This window comes from Streptomyces griseocarneus, from assembly GCF_014655595.1.
Classification (GTDB): Bacteria; Actinomycetota; Actinomycetes; order Streptomycetales; family Streptomycetaceae; genus Streptomyces; species Streptomyces griseocarneus.
Window position 1 is genome coordinate 569,024 of sequence record NZ_BNBL01000002.1, and the last position, 16,336, is coordinate 585,359.

Annotated in this window: 16 protein-coding genes; 11 read left to right on the forward strand and 5 right to left on the reverse strand. The window is 71.9% G+C overall.

Features of this window, described 5'->3' with window-relative positions:
- Positions 1–31: 31 nt before the first annotated feature.
- The 3 genes from IE295_RS08425 to IE295_RS08435 all read left to right on the forward strand — a co-directional run bounded on the left by IE295_RS08425 (position 32) and on the right by IE295_RS08435 (position 2,622).
- On the forward strand, positions 32–289 hold the full coding sequence (locus tag IE295_RS08425; RefSeq protein ID WP_190062879.1) for a lasso peptide biosynthesis PqqD family chaperone: 258 nt from the start codon (positions 32–34) through the stop codon (positions 287–289).
- Complete coding sequence (locus IE295_RS08430; protein ID WP_190062880.1) at positions 286–720, forward strand: lasso peptide biosynthesis B2 protein; 435 nt, start codon at positions 286–288, stop codon at positions 718–720. Before IE295_RS08425 ends, IE295_RS08430 begins: the two co-directional genes overlap by 4 nt.
- A gap of 75 nt (positions 721–795) precedes the next feature.
- Entirely contained in the window at positions 796–2,622 is a 1,827-nt protein-coding gene (locus IE295_RS08435) for an ABC transporter ATP-binding protein (RefSeq protein WP_190062985.1), read from the forward strand.
- 47 nt (positions 2,623–2,669) lie between these two features.
- Here IE295_RS08435 and IE295_RS08440 read toward each other — a convergent pair whose 3' ends face one another.
- The gene (locus IE295_RS08440; RefSeq protein ID WP_190062881.1) at positions 2,670–3,782 is read right to left on the reverse strand and encodes a YihY/virulence factor BrkB family protein; all 1,113 of its coding nucleotides are present in this window, start codon (positions 3,780–3,782) and stop codon (positions 2,670–2,672) included.
- Between the two features lie 223 nt (positions 3,783–4,005).
- On the opposite strand from IE295_RS08440, the gene IE295_RS08445 reads away from it, so the two are divergent.
- Entirely contained in the window at positions 4,006–4,992 is a 987-nt protein-coding gene (locus IE295_RS08445; RefSeq protein WP_224323618.1) for a glycoside hydrolase family 43 protein, read from the forward strand.
- An 18-nt stretch (positions 4,993–5,010) separates the two neighbouring features.
- Here IE295_RS08445 and IE295_RS08450 read toward each other — a convergent pair whose 3' ends face one another.
- A complete protein-coding gene (locus tag IE295_RS08450; RefSeq protein ID WP_190062883.1) occupies positions 5,011–6,003 on the reverse strand; it encodes a helix-turn-helix domain-containing protein in 993 nt (330 codons plus the stop codon).
- A 330-nt stretch (positions 6,004–6,333) separates the two neighbouring features.
- Between IE295_RS08450 and IE295_RS08455 the strand changes: the two genes are divergently transcribed.
- The 3 genes from IE295_RS08455 (at position 6,334) to IE295_RS08465 (ending at position 8,613) form a co-directional block, all read left to right on the forward strand.
- Positions 6,334–6,957, forward strand: a complete 624-nt coding sequence (locus IE295_RS08455; RefSeq protein ID WP_190062884.1) for a hypothetical protein — start codon at positions 6,334–6,336, stop codon at positions 6,955–6,957.
- A 148-nt stretch (positions 6,958–7,105) separates the two neighbouring features.
- The gene (locus IE295_RS08460; RefSeq protein WP_190062885.1) at positions 7,106–8,050 is read left to right on the forward strand and encodes a hypothetical protein; all 945 of its coding nucleotides are present in this window, start codon (positions 7,106–7,108) and stop codon (positions 8,048–8,050) included.
- 104 nt (positions 8,051–8,154) lie between these two features.
- Positions 8,155–8,613 carry a hypothetical protein gene (locus IE295_RS08465; RefSeq protein WP_190062886.1) on the forward strand — a complete coding sequence of 153 codons (459 nt, stop codon included), beginning with the start codon at positions 8,155–8,157 and terminating at the stop codon, positions 8,611–8,613.
- Positions 8,614–8,677: 64 nt separating this feature from the next.
- On the opposite strand, the gene IE295_RS08470 is transcribed toward IE295_RS08465, so the two are convergent.
- Positions 8,678–9,148: a hypothetical protein gene (locus tag IE295_RS08470; RefSeq protein ID WP_190062887.1), complete on the reverse strand. Its 471-nt coding sequence runs from the start codon at positions 9,146–9,148 to the stop codon at positions 8,678–8,680.
- 369 nt (positions 9,149–9,517) lie between these two features.
- Between IE295_RS08470 and IE295_RS08475 the strand changes: the two genes are divergently transcribed.
- The gene (locus tag IE295_RS08475) at positions 9,518–10,231 is read left to right on the forward strand and encodes a transglycosylase SLT domain-containing protein (protein ID WP_190062888.1); all 714 of its coding nucleotides are present in this window, start codon (positions 9,518–9,520) and stop codon (positions 10,229–10,231) included.
- A gap of 63 nt (positions 10,232–10,294) precedes the next feature.
- On the opposite strand, the gene IE295_RS08480 is transcribed toward IE295_RS08475, so the two are convergent.
- Positions 10,295–12,091 carry a serine/threonine-protein kinase gene (locus tag IE295_RS08480; RefSeq protein WP_224323626.1) on the reverse strand — a complete coding sequence of 599 codons (1,797 nt, stop codon included), beginning with the start codon at positions 12,089–12,091 and terminating at the stop codon, positions 10,295–10,297.
- A 127-nt stretch (positions 12,092–12,218) separates the two neighbouring features.
- Between IE295_RS08480 and IE295_RS08485 the strand changes: the two genes are divergently transcribed.
- Entirely contained in the window at positions 12,219–13,367 is a 1,149-nt protein-coding gene (locus IE295_RS08485; protein ID WP_190062889.1) for an FHA domain-containing protein, read from the forward strand.
- A 28-nt stretch (positions 13,368–13,395) separates the two neighbouring features.
- On the opposite strand, the gene IE295_RS08490 is transcribed toward IE295_RS08485, so the two are convergent.
- A complete protein-coding gene (locus IE295_RS08490) occupies positions 13,396–14,604 on the reverse strand; it encodes a GDSL-type esterase/lipase family protein (RefSeq protein WP_190062890.1) in 1,209 nt (402 codons plus the stop codon).
- Between the two features lie 227 nt (positions 14,605–14,831).
- Between IE295_RS08490 and IE295_RS33370 the strand changes: the two genes are divergently transcribed.
- Positions 14,832–15,809: a serine/threonine-protein kinase gene (locus tag IE295_RS33370; RefSeq protein ID WP_308013221.1), complete on the forward strand. Its 978-nt coding sequence runs from the start codon at positions 14,832–14,834 to the stop codon at positions 15,807–15,809.
- 3 nt (positions 15,810–15,812) lie between these two features.
- Complete coding sequence (locus tag IE295_RS08500; protein WP_224323627.1) at positions 15,813–16,271, forward strand: hypothetical protein; 459 nt, start codon at positions 15,813–15,815, stop codon at positions 16,269–16,271.
- Positions 16,272–16,336: the final 65 nt, after the last annotated feature.

A 16,336-nucleotide genomic window follows, 5' to 3' on the forward strand; every position in this document is an offset into this window, starting at 1 on the left:
GCCGGCGTTCCGCAGAAAGGGAACGGTATTCATGGCATTGCGGTTCGCCACGGACGTCTCGACCGCGAGGACCGATTACGGCACGGTTCTGCTGGACCAGCGCAGTGGCCAGTACTGGGAGCTCAATCCCACCGGCACGCTGGTCGTCCAGACCCTGCTGGAAGGGGGCGGGGAAGCGGACGCGGTCGACGCGGTCGTCGCGGAATTCGCGATCGACCGGCCCCAGGCGGCGCACGACGTCGCCGCCCTCATCGGGCAGTTGCGGCAGGCGGGGCTGGTCGCCTCATGACCACCCCGAGCGCACTGCACCGGCCGACCGGCGTTCCTCTCGCACGGAAGCTGGGGGCGCGGCTCGTTCTGCTCGTGGCCTTCGGCCTGTCCCTCCTGCCGCCGCGCCGGATCCGGACCGTGCTCGGTCTCGTACGACGCGGAGCCGTGCCGGCCTCCGCCGCGCAGGCGAGGACCGCGCGGGAGGCGGTGTGCGCGGTCAGCCTGTTCTGCGCCGGCCCGCGCGGCTGCCTCCCGCGTTCCCTGGCCACCGCCCTGCTCTGCCGGTTGCGGGGCACCTGGCCGACCTGGTGCACCGGAGTCCGCGTGGTGCCGCCCTTCACCGCGCACGCGTGGGTCGAGATCGACGGTCGCCCGGTGGACGAGGGAGTACCGGACGACTACTTCAGCCGCCTCATCACCGTGCCGCCCGCGCACCGGGCGAACACGTGACGAACCCCGGGAGCGAAGGTGGGCAGGACAACGCGACGCGATGACGACCGCTCGGCACGGGGCGCGGTCGTGGCCATGTTCCGGCTCACCACCGGCCACCGCTCCTCCATGGCCGTCGCCACCGTGCTCACCCTGGTGGGATCCGTCCTGGGGCTCGCCCAGCCGCTGCTCGCCAAGAGGATCGTGGACGCGAGCGGAGGCGGTCACCTCGTGTGGCCGCTCCTGCTCCTCGCGGGCCTGTTCCTGGCCGAGGCGGCCACCGGCGCGGTGGGCCGCTTCGTCCTGGAGCGCATGGGGGAGAGGATCGTCCGCGGACTGCGCCGCGGCCTGGTCAGCCACCTGCTGAGGCTGGAGATGCGGGAGTACGACAAGCACCGCACCGGTGACCTCATATCCCGGGTCACCGCGGATACCTCCCTGCTGCGCGAGGTCGTCTCCCAGGCGCTGGTGGACCTGGTGACCGGCTCCCTCGTCGCCGTGGGTGCCATCGCCCTGATGGTCTGGATCGATCCTCTGCTGCTGCTCCTGGTCACACTGACCGTCGCCGCGGCCGCCGTCGTCGTCAGCTCGCTGCTGGCCGGGATCCGCGCCGCCGCCGAGCGCATGCAGGGAGCCGTCGGGGCGATCGCCGCCGACCTCGAGCGGGCACTCGGCGCGCTGCCCATGGTGCGGGTCCACCGGGCCGAGGACCGTGAGGCCGCACGCATCGGCCAGTGCGTCGACACGGCGTACGACGCGGGCGTCCGTACCGCCCGGCTGGCATCGGTGATGAGCCCGGCCGTCGAGCTCGCGGTGCACGGATCGTTCCTGCTCGTCCTGGTCATCGGGGGCATGCGCGTCAACGGGCACGCCAACTCGCTCGGTGACCTGGTGGCCTTCCTGCTCTACGCCACCTATCTGGTGGTGCCCCTGTCGTCGGTCTTCCGTGCCGTCGGCCTGATCCAGCGGGGGATGGGCGCCTTCCAGCGCATCGAGGAAGCCCTCGCGCTCCGGGCGGAACCCACGGGACCCGCGGAGGCGAAGCCCACGCCGGAACCCGAGCCCGCGACGGATGAAGCCGAGGGCCCGTCCGCGCGCCGGACCACGCCTGCCGGGACGGAGAAGGCTTCACCGCCCGACGGCGGAGAAGCACCCGCCCTCGCCCTGGAGGACGTCCGGTTCGGCTACCTCCCGGACCGCCCGGTCCTGCGAGGCGTCTCCCTCACCGTGCCGCACCGGCGACAGGTCGCCCTGGTCGGGAGCTCCGGTGCGGGCAAGAGCACGATCTTCGCCCTGGTCGCACGCTTCTACGAAGCGGACTCCGGAACGCTGCTGTTCGACGGCCGCCCGGCGGCCGGACTGAGCCGCGCGGACTGCCGTTCCCGCATCGCCGTCGTCGACCAGAACACCCACGTCGTCCACGGCTCCCTCTGGGACAACCTCACCTACGCCGCCCCCACGGCGAGCCCGGCCGACGTCCAGCGCGTCATCGAACTCACGAACCTCCACCAGGTGGTCGACCGCCTCCCCGGCGGTCTGACCGGCATGCTGGGCGAGAGGGGAAGCACCCTCTCGGCGGGGGAGCGGCAGCGCGTGGCCCTGGCCCGCGCCCTCCTCACCCGGCCCTCGCTGCTCCTGCTGGACGAACCCACCTCTCACCTCGACGCCATCAACGAAGCTGCCCTGGGCCGCGTACTGAAGGACATCACTCAGGAATGCGCGCTCCTGGTGATCGCGCACCGGCTCTCCACCGTCCAGCACGCCGACCAGATCGTCGTATTGGACGCGGGCCGCGTCATCGCCCGTGGACAGCACGAGGAACTCCTCGCCCGCAGTGCCGTCTACCGGCAGCTGGCGGCCGGCCAGGCCCTGCGTGCCACGACCACCGCCATGGACCCGGCCGGCCCCCTGCCCGCGCACTGAGCGACGGAGGCCCAGGAAGGATCGTTACCCCACTCCCCGCGCCCCGGTCAGTCGCCGCCCGTGCCGTCGCGGCCGTCGCGGTCCTCATGGCCTTCGTGGTCCTCGCGCTCCTTGTCCGGCCAGGCGCGGGTGTCGCGGGGCTGGATGTAGGGCTCCTCGTCCGGGGGGTGTCCGCCGATGATCGCGCGCTGCCGGGAGAGTTCCGCGTCGAATTCCAGGCCGAGCAGGATCGCCAGGTTCGTGATCCAGAGCCACACCAGGAAGATGATCACGCCGGCCAGGGTGCCGTACGTCTTGTTGTACGAGCCGAAGTTCGCCACGTACAGCGCGAAGCCGGCCGAGGCGGCCAGCCAGATCAGGAGGGCCAGGAAGCTGCCCGGGGTGACCCACATGAAGCCGCGGGCCCGCGCGTTCGGCGCGGCCCAGTACAAGATCGCGATCATGATGGTGACCAGCAGGACCAGCACCGGCCACTTGACGATCGACCACACCGTGAGCGCCGCGTCGCCCACGCCCAGCGCCTTGCCCATCTGCCGGGCCAGAGCTCCGGTGAACACCACGAGCAACGCACTGACGCACGCCAGAACCATCAGCACCAGCGTCAGGGCAAGGCGCAACGGGGTCACCTTCCACGCCGGGCGCCCCTCGCGGATGTCGTAGACGGCATTGGCGGAGCGGATGAACGCCGCCACGTACCCCGATGCCGACCACAGCGCGGCCAGCAGACCGACCACCGCCAGAATCGATCCGACGCCACCGGTGGACCGCAGCTGCTCGACCGCGTCGGTGACGATGTCGCGAGCGGCGCCGGGCGTGAACTTCTTCAGGTTCTCCAGGATGCTCTTCGTCGCCGACTCGCCCGCGACGCCCAGCAGCGACACCAGCACCAGCAGCGCGGGGAACAGCGCCAGCACCGCGTAGTAGGTCAGCGCCGCCGCCCGGTCGGCGAGCTCGTCGTCCTTGAACTCCGCCGCCGTGCGGCGCAACACCGCCCACCACGACTTCCTGCCCATGTCGGTCGGCTGGTCGGGCGCGTCCCGCGTACCGTACGGCCCCGGCCCCTCGCCCCGGCCGGGCCCCGCGTCCGGACGGGCATGTTCGCGTCCGCCGTAGTGCCGGTGTTCCTCGCCCCCGCTGTCGTTCCGCCCATGCCGCGCCATGACAGCACGGATATCCCAAACCCTCCCCGCCAACCCCTGGGAACGCCTCGACGCCGCCCGCTGTCATCCCGACGGCCCACGCCCGCGCGGCGGCCGGACCGCCGGCGGGCCGCCATCCGAAAGCGTGACGCGGAGCCGGTCGCACCCCCGCGGGAGGCCCCCACGCACCACACTCGCGCTGAAGAAGCGCTCGACCGAGCGGGCAAGCCGAAGGAAGGATCCCGTGCTCCACCACGCCGCCACGCACTGGCCCACACGCCTCCTCGTTCTCCTCGCCGCCCTGACGGCCGTCGTCTGCCACGCCGCGCCCCCGGCCGGCGCCGCCGTGAGCGGCCCTGTCATCGACCGGGAATTCGCGGATCCCGACATCGTGAAGGTGGGCGGCACCTACCACGCCTACGCGACCAACGGCGACGGGAAGAACATCCAGCACGCCACCTCGCGCGACCTGGTCCACTGGACGGTCGCGGGAGCCGACGCGCTGCCCGCCCTCGGGGCCTGGGCGGTGCCGGACCGCAGGAAGGTGTGGGCTCCGGAGGTGTACGACAACGGCCCCGGCTTCACCATGCACTACACCGCGCTGGACCGGGCCGGCGGCAAGCAGTGCATCGGCGTCGCCCTCTCGTCCTCGCCCGACGGCCCGTTCCGGCCGGTCGGCGACGGCCCTCTGGTCTGCCCGGTGGCACAGGGCGGAGCCATCGACGCCTCCAGTTATACGGAGAACGGCCATCGCTACATGCTCTGGAAGAACGACGGCAACTGCTGCGAAATGGACACCTGGCTCCACCTCCAGCCCGTCTCCCGGGACGGAACCCGCACCACGGGCCAGGCCATCCGGCTGATCAAGCAGGACCGGACCTGGGAGGGCAAGGTCGTCGAGGCACCCACCCTCGTCAAGCGCGGCGGGCACTACGTGCTGTTCTACTCCGCCGACTTCTACGGCGAGGACGCCTACAAGACGGGCTACGCCGTGGCGAGCGGCCTCACCGGCCCGTACACGAAGGCCGACGCTCCGCTGATGAGCACCAGGTCCTTCGCCGGCACGATCCGCAGCCCCGGCGGCCAGGACGTCGTCACCGGCCCGGACGGCCGTGACCGCATCGTCTTCCACGGCAGGCGCGCCCCCGGTTCACCCCGGGCCATGTACGTCGCCGACCTCGCCTTCACGAACGGCCGCCCCGAGGTGCGGGGCGGCGGGGGAGCGGCCTGACCGAGGCCGGAACGCGCGTCAGCCCCACTGCTGGTGACGGGAGCGGTCACAGGGGAGGGCGCGCAGCCCGGCATCACCGTCGTCGTCCAGACATGCCCCCGTCGCCTTGCTCTTGAGCTCCACCGCCTGGTCCGGCCACGTGGTCACCGTCCACGTCTGCGCGGCGGAGGCGTCCGTCGAGCAGGGCACCGCTCGCAGCCCCGCGTCGCCGTCGGCCAGACACGCGCCCGTGGCGTGATTCCTCAGCTGCCGCGTCCCGTCCGGGAAGGGATGAACCGTCCACCGCTGGTAGCTCATGCCGTTGCAGTCGTAGGAACGCAGTTTCTTGTCGATGCTGTCGTCCAGACAGCGCCCGGTGGTCCGGCTGACGAAGATCCGTACGTCGTCCGACAGCTTCACCGCGTGCTGCGGCGCGTGCCCCTCCTTGCCGGCCGCCTGTGTGGTGCGCGAGCCGAGCGTGGATGCCGGCTCCGGCCGCAGGGTGAGCGACGTGAGCGCGGCGCCGAGCAGGAAGCCCGCGACGGTTCCCGCGGCGGCGTACGCCCAGCGGCCGCGCAGCCGCGTACGTACTGAGCCGCGCCGACGGCGGACTTGAGGGGCCGGGACCTCAGCCGAGTCGTCCGCCGAGTCGTCCGCCGGGTCATCGGCCGACTTGTCGGCCGGTTCGCCGACTGCTTCCACCGCCGGTCCATCAGACGGCCCGGCAGCCGGTCCTTCAGCCGGCCCTTCAGCCTGCCCAGCGTCCTCGAACGGCCTGGCCTGGCTGCGGTTGGCCGCTTCCCACAGGGTCCGGTACTCCATGGGGTCGGCGCCCAGCACCTGGCACAGGGCACGGACCGTGCCCCAGGGCGGGACCGTGCTCCCGCAGAAGTACCGGGAGAGCGACGAGTCACTGGTCGGTACGTCGTCCTCCAGGGAGCGCAGCGTGCGGCCGGACCGCCGCTGCAAAGCACGTAACGCGTTTCCCAGTTGCCGTGCCGGATTGCTGTCACGCCTGTCACCGCCGGCCATGGCGTCTCCCGTCCTCACATCCGACGATGCCCGTCCCAACAGGTTCTCCCATCCCGGGATGAGCACGTCCCAGCAGGTCAGAACCCTAGGGATCCCGACCTTGCCGAAGCAAACGGGACATTCTTGTGGTGGGTGACGCGTCGCCACAGACTCGGATCACCGGCTCGGCAGCCGGACCGGGAGCAACCGGTCCACCGCTGCGCCGACGGCGTGGCGACACGAGCGTGTGACGCCACAACACCGCGGCCCCGAGCCGATCCCCGCGACGAGGCGCACAGCGTTCTGGCGCGCCGATCGCCGCATCACCCTTCACCCACACGGGAGACACCCATGTCCGTCATGCCCAACCCCCTGTCCGCCACCGTGATCAAGCGATGCAAAATGGCAGCGCTGACCGCCCTGGTGTGCGCGGGTTCCACGGCTCTGTCGGCTCCCTCGGCACCCGCGGCTCAGTCCACCGTGCCGACGGTCGCCGCCCACGCCGCCGCCAACCCCGCCCCGGACACCCCGGTCGCGGCGCCCGGCATCAGCCGCGCCCAAGTACTGGAGCGGGCGAAGACCTGGCTGACCGCCAACAACGGCCGCCCCGTCCCGTACAGCCAGGTCAAGCACTGGAAGGACGGCTACCGGCAGGACTGCTCCGGCTACGCCTCCATGGCCCTGCGCCTGGGGGCTCCCGGCCCCAACACGGTCAAGCTCAAGAGCAGCCGCTACACCCGTCCGATCGCCATGAACCAGCTCGCCCCCGGCGATCTCGTCATCAAGGCCGACAGCGACAGCGCCAACTTCCGCCACGTCGTCATCTTCGACGGCTGGGCCAACACCGCCCACACCGCGTACAAGTCCTACGAGCAGGCCGGCGGCGGCGCCGGCACGCGGTGGAAGCAGCACTCCTACGGAGTGAACGGCCGCGACGGATACCACGCCTACCGCCCGGTCAACATCACTGGCTGACCCGCCGGCAGGATCCGGGCCCCGGTGCGCGGCCGTCGGTACGACGCCGCGCACCGGGACCGGCGACGCGGGCCGGCCCCCTGCCTCTCCCGGCCGGAAGGCCGGCCCGCACCCTGCCGAACCGCCACGACGGCCTTCTGGAGCCGACATGCTGTTCGTACGGTCCCGCACGCGGACCTTGACCTTCCTGTCCGCCGGTGCCGCGGTCGCGCTTTTGGTGACGGCGGCGTGGTGGGCCCGATGGCCGCACCCCGGCCACGAGCCGAGGGGCGCGGGGGCCCCGCGCGGTGCCCCCACCGCACAGGTCCAGCGGCTGCTGCACGACGCGGAGCAGCTGCTCCTGCGGTCCTGCATGCGCCGCGCGGGCTTCGACTACCACCCGGTGCCCAGCGAGGCTTCACCCACGGGCGACCGTTCCTTTCCCTATGAGTCCGTTCTCTACGTGCTCGACGATCCGGTCCGGGCGAAAGCGGACGGCTACGGCCGCGACGCACGGCAGCATCTGCGGGAACTGGCCCGGCACGACCCCAACCGCCGGTACTTCCTGTCGCTGCCCCCGAGGCGCCGGGCCCAGGCCCTCGTCACCGCCAACGGCCCCAGCCCCGACGGGGTGCGCGCCACCCTTCCCACCGGCGGCGTGGTGCAGCGCAGCGACCGCGGATGCGTCTCGACCGCGCAGCGCCGGCTGTACGGCGACCTGAGGGCCTGGTTCCAGCACTCGAACACCGTACGGACCCTGGACTCCCTGCGCAGGGCCCGGGTCATGGCCGACCCCCGCTACACCGACGGCCTCACCGCGTGGGCGCACTGCATGCGCCGTGCCGGCCATCCGTACACCAGCCCGGACCGGACCCGTGCCGCCGCCCTCTCCACCACCGACCCCATGCCGCGGGAGCAGGAGACCGCACTCGCCCTGGCAGAGGCTCGGTGCGCGAGGCGGTCCGGCCTCGCCGGCCTCGCCCGGCGCCTCGACGAGCACTACGGAACGGCGCTGCGCCGCCAGTACCGCCGCGACATCGATCTGAAGGTCCGCCTGGAGGCCCAGGCGCTGCCACGGGCGCGCGCAGTGATCGACGCCCTTGGTGAGCGCTGACGACTCGGCCGGACCGACAAGCCCCCCGCCGGTGAGACCGCCGGAGCGGGAGACGGACGCCGTGCGGCACCAGGCCGCACGGCCGTGACAGAAAGCGAAGGACCATGCACAAGATTCGTACGCGCACCCTGCTGGCCGGACTGGCGGCCGCGATCGTGACCACCCTGGTTCCGGCCGGGGCCCAGGCGGCCGCACCCACGGCCGCCGCGACCACCCAGCCGCACACCGCCCCGGCCCGGGCCGCCGAGCCGGACGGCTTCCTCTACGCCTGGGAGCACCACCACGCCGGCGGCGCCCACTGCCGCTGGAACAAGGAGAACGCCAACTGGGCAGGATGCCGGAACAAGGTCTCCGACGTGTGGAACAACGGATTCCCCGGCCGCCTCAAGGACGTCCGGCTCCACTGGGGCCTGGCCATGACCGGCTCGTGGGTCTGTCTCCACCAGGGCGAGTCGATTCCCGACCTCAACGCGGCGGGGACCGTGTTCACCGCCCCCGGCCGAGGACAGGGCGAGAAGGTGAACGACAACATCTCCTCGCACGACTGGGTCGACGCCTGCTGACCGACGAGACACCGCTGGGAGCGCGGCGGGCCGACAAGCCGAAGCGGCTGTCGGGCCGCCGCGCTCAGCTGCCGTTCGCCCACGCGCTGTAGAGGCAGAGGCCGAGGAATCCGGCCGTGCACACGATCACGATCCACGAGGTGAGCCCGGTGTGGGGGCCGCTGTGCCCATCGCGGCGCGACCCCGACCGCGCCCGACGCCGGCCCCGAGGCGCGCGGGGCGTCCGCGTCGCCGGAGCGGTGGCGTCGTCGGTGGTCTCGGCGAGCAGCCGGCGGCAGACCGCGGCCAGGGCGGCCGTGCCGGCGGAGAGGGAGACCACGGCTTCCGCGCGCGCCGGGGCGGTGGTGCCGCCGTCGAGGATCCGTCCCGCCCGGAGAAGGGCCTCGTCGCTGCCGCCCGTGGAAGCGAGGCTGATCCAGCGCTGTACGTGCTCGCCTCGGATGACCACCTGACCGGCTCGGTCCCGGTAGATCGTGTGCCGCTGCCACAGCACGCCGGCCAGCTCGCTCGCGACGTCCCTCAGTTCCGCTCTCACTCTGGTCCCCACCCCTAGGAATCGAACAAACATCTCATTCTAGCGTCTGCCTCCCGACCTCCGCGCCGGGTGGTGCCCGCTTGCTCACGTGGAGTGCGCGAACCCGGCTCGGGTTGTGAGGCCGCTCATGGGGCGTGGGTCACATACGAAAGAGGGCCGTACCCGATTCGTGGCCGGATTCCGGCATTTGATCTCGTGTCGGGGGTGTGGGGGTACGGCGTTTCGCCGTAGGTCACACCTTTGCCAGCGGGTTTTCGCGCCGCTAACAATTGCGGAGTCGCACGGCGCCGTCGACCGAGAAACGGCGCTCTTTCTTTGCGCCAACGACGGCCACTGCGACGTAAGCGATCGGAAGGGTTTCAGATCCTCATGCGTTCCACCGTCTCCGGCTATACCGCTCTGTCCAAGGCCCACAAGTTCTCCGCCGCTGGTCTCGTGACCGCTGCTGGTGCCGCCGCTCTGACCTTCGCCCTGGTCCCGCAGGCTTCCGCCGCGGACGCTCACAGTGCGGGTGTGGCGCCGGTGGCGCTGAGCGCTCAGGAGTTCGGTGTGACGCAGGACGGCGAGCTGGCCAAGGCTGCCGACGACGCCGCCGTGAAGGCGGGCGTGGACGCGAAGGCCGCGGTGAAGGCGAAGGCGGACGCCGAGGCGAAGGCCAAGGCCGACCGTGAGCGCGCCAGCCGTTCCATCGAGCGCAAGGCCCTCAAGCCCGCCGCCAAGCCCGCCCCGGCCAAGCCGGCCGCTCCGGTGAAGAAGGCCTACACGGACAACCTGGACGGCTGGATCAGCGAGTCGCTGGACGTCCTGCGCTCCAAGGGCATCCCGGCCTCGTACGAGGGCATCAAGCGCAACATCATGCGTGAGTCCACCGGTAACCCGCGTGCGATCAATGACTGGGACGTCAATGCGGTGAACGGTGTGCCGTCGAAGGGTCTGCTGCAGATCATCGACCCGACGTTCAAGGCGTATCACGTCGAGGGCACCTCGTGGGACATCTACGACCCGGTCGCCAACATCACCGCTTCCTGCAACTACGCGGCCGACAAGTACGGCTCCATGGACAACGTCAACTCCGCTTACTGATCGAACTCAGCGGACGACACACCACCCAAGGCCCCCCGGGACTCGTTCCCGGGGGGCCTTGGCTCATCCGGAATACCTCCAGAGGGTGAGCAGCGTGTCGAACGAAGGCAGTTCGTTCTGGCCGACGACGTCCTTGATCTCGATCATCGCCAGGTTGTGTTCCGTGGTGATGGTGCAGAGCACCATGCCCTTGTGGAGGGTGGTGTGGTCGACCAGGTCTTTCTTGGTGACGTCCGCCGGCAGGACGTTGGTCTGCGCGCCGGCCAGGCACTCCTGGTAGGTGGTGCCGCTGCTCACGCCCGTCGTCGTGCTGAAGCGAAACCGTTGGAAGAGATCGGATCCCCCGTCCACGGCCTCGTACCGCAGTTCCGCGGTCGTCGACTTGGTGTTTTCGGTGCTGCTCTGCGGCGTGTCGAGGTCGACGAAGAGGGAGCCGTTGCTCGGCGGGCGGAGCGTCAGCTGTCTTCCCGCGAAGAGGGGCGCGCCCGGCGCGGCTCCGGTGCCGGCGGCAGCGCCCGCAGGGGGGCTGGCGAGGACGGCGGCGCTCGGCGGGAGAGTCGGGGACCGGCTCACGGACGGGCTCTGGGAGGGCGGTGCGACCGGCGCGGTCACGCCCGTCCCGGGCTTGCGCGCCGAAGACGGCGCCTCGTCGCCGTCCGGCCACCAGTACGCGAACGCGCTCACTCCGGCGACGGCGGTCAGGGCGAGCGCCGCGAGCAGCGGGGTACGGCGGCGGCGTGCGCCCGGAGCTGCCGTGGCGCCGGTCGCCGACCCCGCGTCGGCCGACATGCCGCCGGGAAGGCCGCCGGTGTGCGGCGGCTGGGTCGGCCCGTCGGGCCCGAGGGCGTCCCGTCCTGCCGTAGCCCCGTATCCGGACTGCCCGTACCCCGTCTGTCCGTTCCCCGTCGGCTGTCCGTTCCCGGTCTGCGTGGACTCGCCCTCCGTGGTGAGCGGAGCTTCGGGGAGCGCCCCGAGGGCCTGCTCCCGGCGGGTCGTCTCGGCGGCGATCGAGGCGGGAAGCCAGCCGTCGAAGTCGCGCAGCCTCCGGCCGCTCGCCTCCTCGCACATCGCCGCCAACTCCTCGGGTCCCGGCCGCCGTTCGGGGTCGCCGTCGAGGCAGCGGTCCAGGACCGGGCGCAGTTCACGGGGGTAGCGGCTCAGGTCGGGCGGGTGGGAGGCGGTGTTGCCGATCCGGTGGGCCAGCGTGGTCGCCTGCCCTTCGCCGAACGGATGGTGACCGGTGGCGGCGACGGCCGCCACCAGCCCCAGCGAGAACAGATCGGCGGCCGGAGTGAGGGGGAGCCCGGCGACCTGCTCGGGGGACATGTACTGAGGGGTGCCGACGACGCCGCCGCTGCGGGTGAGCTGTGTGGAGTCGGCGGCTCGGGCGATGCCGAAGTCGATCACCCATGGCCCCTCGGAGCCGAGCAGGATGTTGCTCGGCTTCAGGTCGCGGTGGATGATCCCGGCCGCGTGGACCGCACGCAGCGCCTCCGCCACGCAGCCGACGAGCTGGAGGACGGCCGGGGCGGGCAGCGGGCCGAAGTCGTCGAGCGCGGTGTTCAGCGGCAGCCCCGGGATGTAGGTGCCGGCGATCCAGGGTCTGGCGCCGGTGGTGTCGTGGTCGACGACGGGCACGACGTGGTAGCCGCGCACCTGTCGTGCGGCGCGGGCCTCCTGCTGGAAGCGCAGGCGGTACTCCTCCTCGTCCGCGAGCTCCCTGCGGATCAGCTTGAGAGCCACCGGCTGGTTCCCCCGGGTGCGGGAAAGGAACACCGATCCCATGCCCCCCTCGCCGATCCTGGCCAGCAGCTGATAACCCGCCACCTCTCGCGGGTCGTCCGTGCGCAGGGGCTTCAAGTGCCCCTGCTTTCCCGAGATTTCGATGAGAATCCCTCCCCGGTCGTTCTGAGGGTGCGATGCTAGCGGCGGCACCGCGCCACGGTGGCCGAAAACCTGATGAACGACGGGAAGGCCCGGAGGGCTGATGGAGCACAACCTGCCAGGCGCGGCGGACCTGGCCGACTATCTGGTCGACCTGTCCAACGTGGTGCGCGACCGGTCGCTCGGCGCCCCGGGGGCCCGCTCCCTGGACCGGTTCCGGCTCGTCGTGCGGGCCCTGGTGCGCCTCACCGGCGATCCCGACGTGCCCGTCTACCCCGTGGCCGACGCGAGTCTGCTCGGCGGGTCCCGCGAGTTCACCGACCCGCGCGACGCGGCGACGCTGCGGCGCTGGGTCGAGGAGGGCCTGGTCGAGGAGGTCGGCGACGCCGACCGGCGCATCCTGGAACTGATGGAGATGACCAGCGCCGCGCACACCCGGACCGTCACCGGCGATCTCCTGACCGGCCACCGTCGCGAACACCCCTGGATCCAGGGGAACACCGACCGCTTCCTCAAGCCGGTGGCGGGACCGTCCGGGTCGGTGCGGCTCGTCCCGCTGGACATGGGCGTCCGCACGGAGGCCGAGATCTCCCGGAGCGACGAGCTCGCGGCGTTCAAGAAGCAGGGACTCCTCAAGGGCTCACAGCAGCCGATCTCCGCCGTGATCAACCGCTTCTGGCGCTGCCCGGAGCGCCGCTGCTCCCTCTACGACCCGCGCAGCGGCCGCGTGCTGCTGCCCCGCATGCTGCGCGGTGTCCCCACCTGCGAGGTGCACGGCCGGCCGCTGGCCGATGCCGGCCCCCGCCCGGCAATGGCCCAGCTCAAGGCCATGGTGGACGGCGGCTGCGCGGCCCGCTACACCGTGGAGGAGGGCTCCCGTACCGCGGTCGGCCGCAACCCCGCGGACGGCATCGCCCTGTACGGCCTGCTGGCCCCGAAGGTGGCGGCGCGCATCAGCCGTGAACACGTCGTGGTCTCCACCACCGACGGCATCCTGCGGGTCCGGGACGTCAGCACGTACGGCACCCGGATGCGCACCGCCGACCGCCGTGGCCGCCCGGGCCCGTGGGAGCGGCTGCCCCGGGACCGGGACCGGCGCTTCGGACTCGGCGACGAGGTGGAACTCGCGCCCGGCGTGGTGCTCACCCGCAGCGGCCGGCGCTTCCCGGCGGAGCTGGCGGCAGCCTGGCGGACCGGCCCCGCGGGCCCGTCGGCTCCGCCGGAAGCCTCCCTGCCGACGTCGCTGCGCTGAGCCCTCGGGGCGCTCCCCGAAGCTCCGCTCAGCGGTTCGCGGCGGCGAACGGGCCGCCGTCACCGAAGGCCAGCTCGGCGAAGCGCTCACCGATGCGGCGGTGGCCGGCGGAGTCCGGGTGGAGCCCGTCGGGCAGCGGCAGCTCGGCGAAGTCGGGCTCGCCGTAGAGCGAACGGCCGTCGAGGTAATGCAGGTTGGGGTCGTCGGCCGCCCGTAGCGCGGTGATGCGGGAGAGCTCGTCCCGGATGACGTTGAGCGTCAGCCGGGTGCGGTCCGACGGGTCGCCCAGCGGCCGGAATCGCACGGTCGAGCCATCGAAGTCCGGGGCGAGGGGACCCGGGGTGTCCTCTTGCATGGGGCAGAGGACGGGGGAGACGACCAGCAGGGGAGTGGTGGGGTGCCCCTCGCGGATGGTGTCGAGGAAGCCGTGGACCGCCGGGGCGAAGGCGCGCAGACGCATCAGGTCGGTGTTGACCAGGTTGATGCCGATCTTGAGGCTGATCAGGTCCGCGGGGGTGTCGCGCAGGGCGCGTGCGGTGAACGGGTCGAGGAGGGCGTTGCCGCCGAACCCCAGGTTGATCAGCTCCACGCCGCCCCGGTCGGCGGCGAGCGCCGGCCAGGTCGCGGTCGGGCTGTCGGCGTTGGAGCCGTGGCTGATGGAACTGCCGTGGTGCAGCCACACCCTGCGGCCGCGGTCCGGCACGGCCTCGACCGGCGCGTCGGTGCGCAGGGCGATCAGCTCGGTGATCTCCGTATGCGGCAGCCAGATCTCGACGTCCTTCGCGTCGGCGGACAGACCGGTGAACCGGACGGTGCCGGGCGGCCCGGGGCGGGTGACCACGGACCCGGTGGCCATGTCGATGACCTGCACGTTGCCGCCGGCCACACTGTCCCGCCCGGCCGGGCGGCCGTCGACGCGCAGGTCGTACACGCCGTCGGCAGGGGCGGGAGCGCCCTGGTAGACCCTCTTGGTGGGGAGTACGTCCAGCTCGATGGCGGTGGCCCGGGTGCGGAACACCAGCCGCACACCGGAGGGCTGGGCCTCGACCATGGCGAGGGACTGGTCGGGGAACTGCTTCCGGGCCCGGGCGGGCAGCCGGTGCGGCAGCACGCCGTGCTCGGTGCGTTCCACGTCGAGGGCGCCGCGCAGGAGCCGGGGATCGACCGGCGTGGTGATCCAGGCGGTCACCTCTTCCTCCTCGCGTCGGCCGGGGACGTCGTTGAGCTGGGAATTCATGGACCCACCCTGTCAAGCGAATACCTGGGGCGCACATGATTTTCCTCCGTACCCGGTCTCCTCCGTGGTCCGTGCCGCCCCGTCACGCTGCAACGCCACCCGCCGATGTGCGCGGGGCAGGTACCGGACGGGGCTATTCGCGGGACACTCTGCACGTCCACGTGTCCACGGCGGTGCGGCCGGGCCGCCGGAGCCGTGCGAGGGGGGTGGTGAGGGTGGAGTTGCCGGTGGGTGATCCCCGACGGGTCGGCCGCTACCGCATCGTGGGGCGGCTCGGGGCCGGGGGCATGGGCTGGGTGTACCTGGGCCGTTCGCCGGGCGGGCGGGCGATGGCCGTGAAGGTGGTACGTCCGGAGCTGGCCGCCGACGAGGCGTTCCGGCAGCGCTTCGCGCGCGAGGTGGACGCCGCTCGAGCCGTCGGCGGTGCCTTCACCGCTCCCGTCGTCGACGCCGACACGCAGGGCGATCCGCCGTGGCTGGCGACCGTGTACGTACCCGGCCCGTCCCTCGCGGAGGCGGTGCGCACCGGCGGCCCGCTCCCGGAGGAGCAGGTATGGGAGCTGGGCGCGGGCCTGGTGGAGGCGCTGCAGGCGATCCACGGTGCGCATGTGGTGCACCGGGACCTCAAACCGTCGAACATCCTGCTGGCGGAGGACGGGCCGCGGGTCATCGATTTCGGGATCTCGCTGGTCGACGGCCGGCACGGTCTCACCCTGCCGGGCGTGGTCATGGGCACGCCGCCCTTCATGTCGCCCGAGCAGGTGAGGGGCGCGAGGGTCGGGCCGGCGAGCGACGTCTTCTCCCTCGGGGGCGTGCTGGTGTTCGCCGCGACCGGCCGGGCGCCCTTCGGCCCGGAGGAGGGGCTGTTCTACCGCATCGCGCACGAGGAGCCGCGGCTGGACGCGGTACCGGCCGGGCTGCGGAGCCTCATCGCATGGTGCATGGCGAAGTCGCCGGGGGACCGCCCCGGTACCGACGCCTTGCTGGCGGAGTTCGCGGCCCGTTCCGGTGAGGTCGCGGGGGAGTCCTGGCCGCCCGCCGGGGTCGCCGAGACCATTCGTGAGCGTGCCGGTGAGGTGGCGGAGCGGGGGTCGACCGGCACACCCGGTGCTTCCGTGTCCTCCTGCTTGTTGTCGCATGCCCAGGCCCTGCTCGATGCCGGGCTGACCGACGGCATGGTCGTGGAGGCGTCGTGGAGGCGGTGAGCCGTGGCGGACGGTGAGACGGGTCAGGCGTGGGACGAGCGCGAAGTGGGCGCCCACTGGCGCTGGATGGTGAGCGACTGGGCGGCGCACAGCAATTTCCATTCCGTCCCGGACGCCACCTCCATATCGCTGGAATTCGACCTTCCAGAGGTGGGGCGTGTGATGACCGTGAGATTCATGACGACGGCGAGGCTTCTCGTCGCCTTTATGACCGACGGCCGGTTCCTGTCGAAGGGCCAGTTGGCGCTGGGGGCGGCCGCCGCGAACGCCTGGAACGTCGAGCAGCTGATCCCCGTGCTCTCCGTCTGGGACGTGCGCGGGCCGCACCCCTGTCTCGCCGGATCGTGCGTCCTACCGCTGACCTGCCGGATGTCCGCCTCGGACTTCCGTGTGCTCGCCGGTGAGTGGGTCGAGGCGGCCGTCCAGATGTTCACCAGGTGCCACCAGGTGTTCAGGCTTTAATGAATATGCGCGGAAACTGTGCATCCCCATGCGGTGGCCGGTAATCATCCCTAGAATTGCCGCAC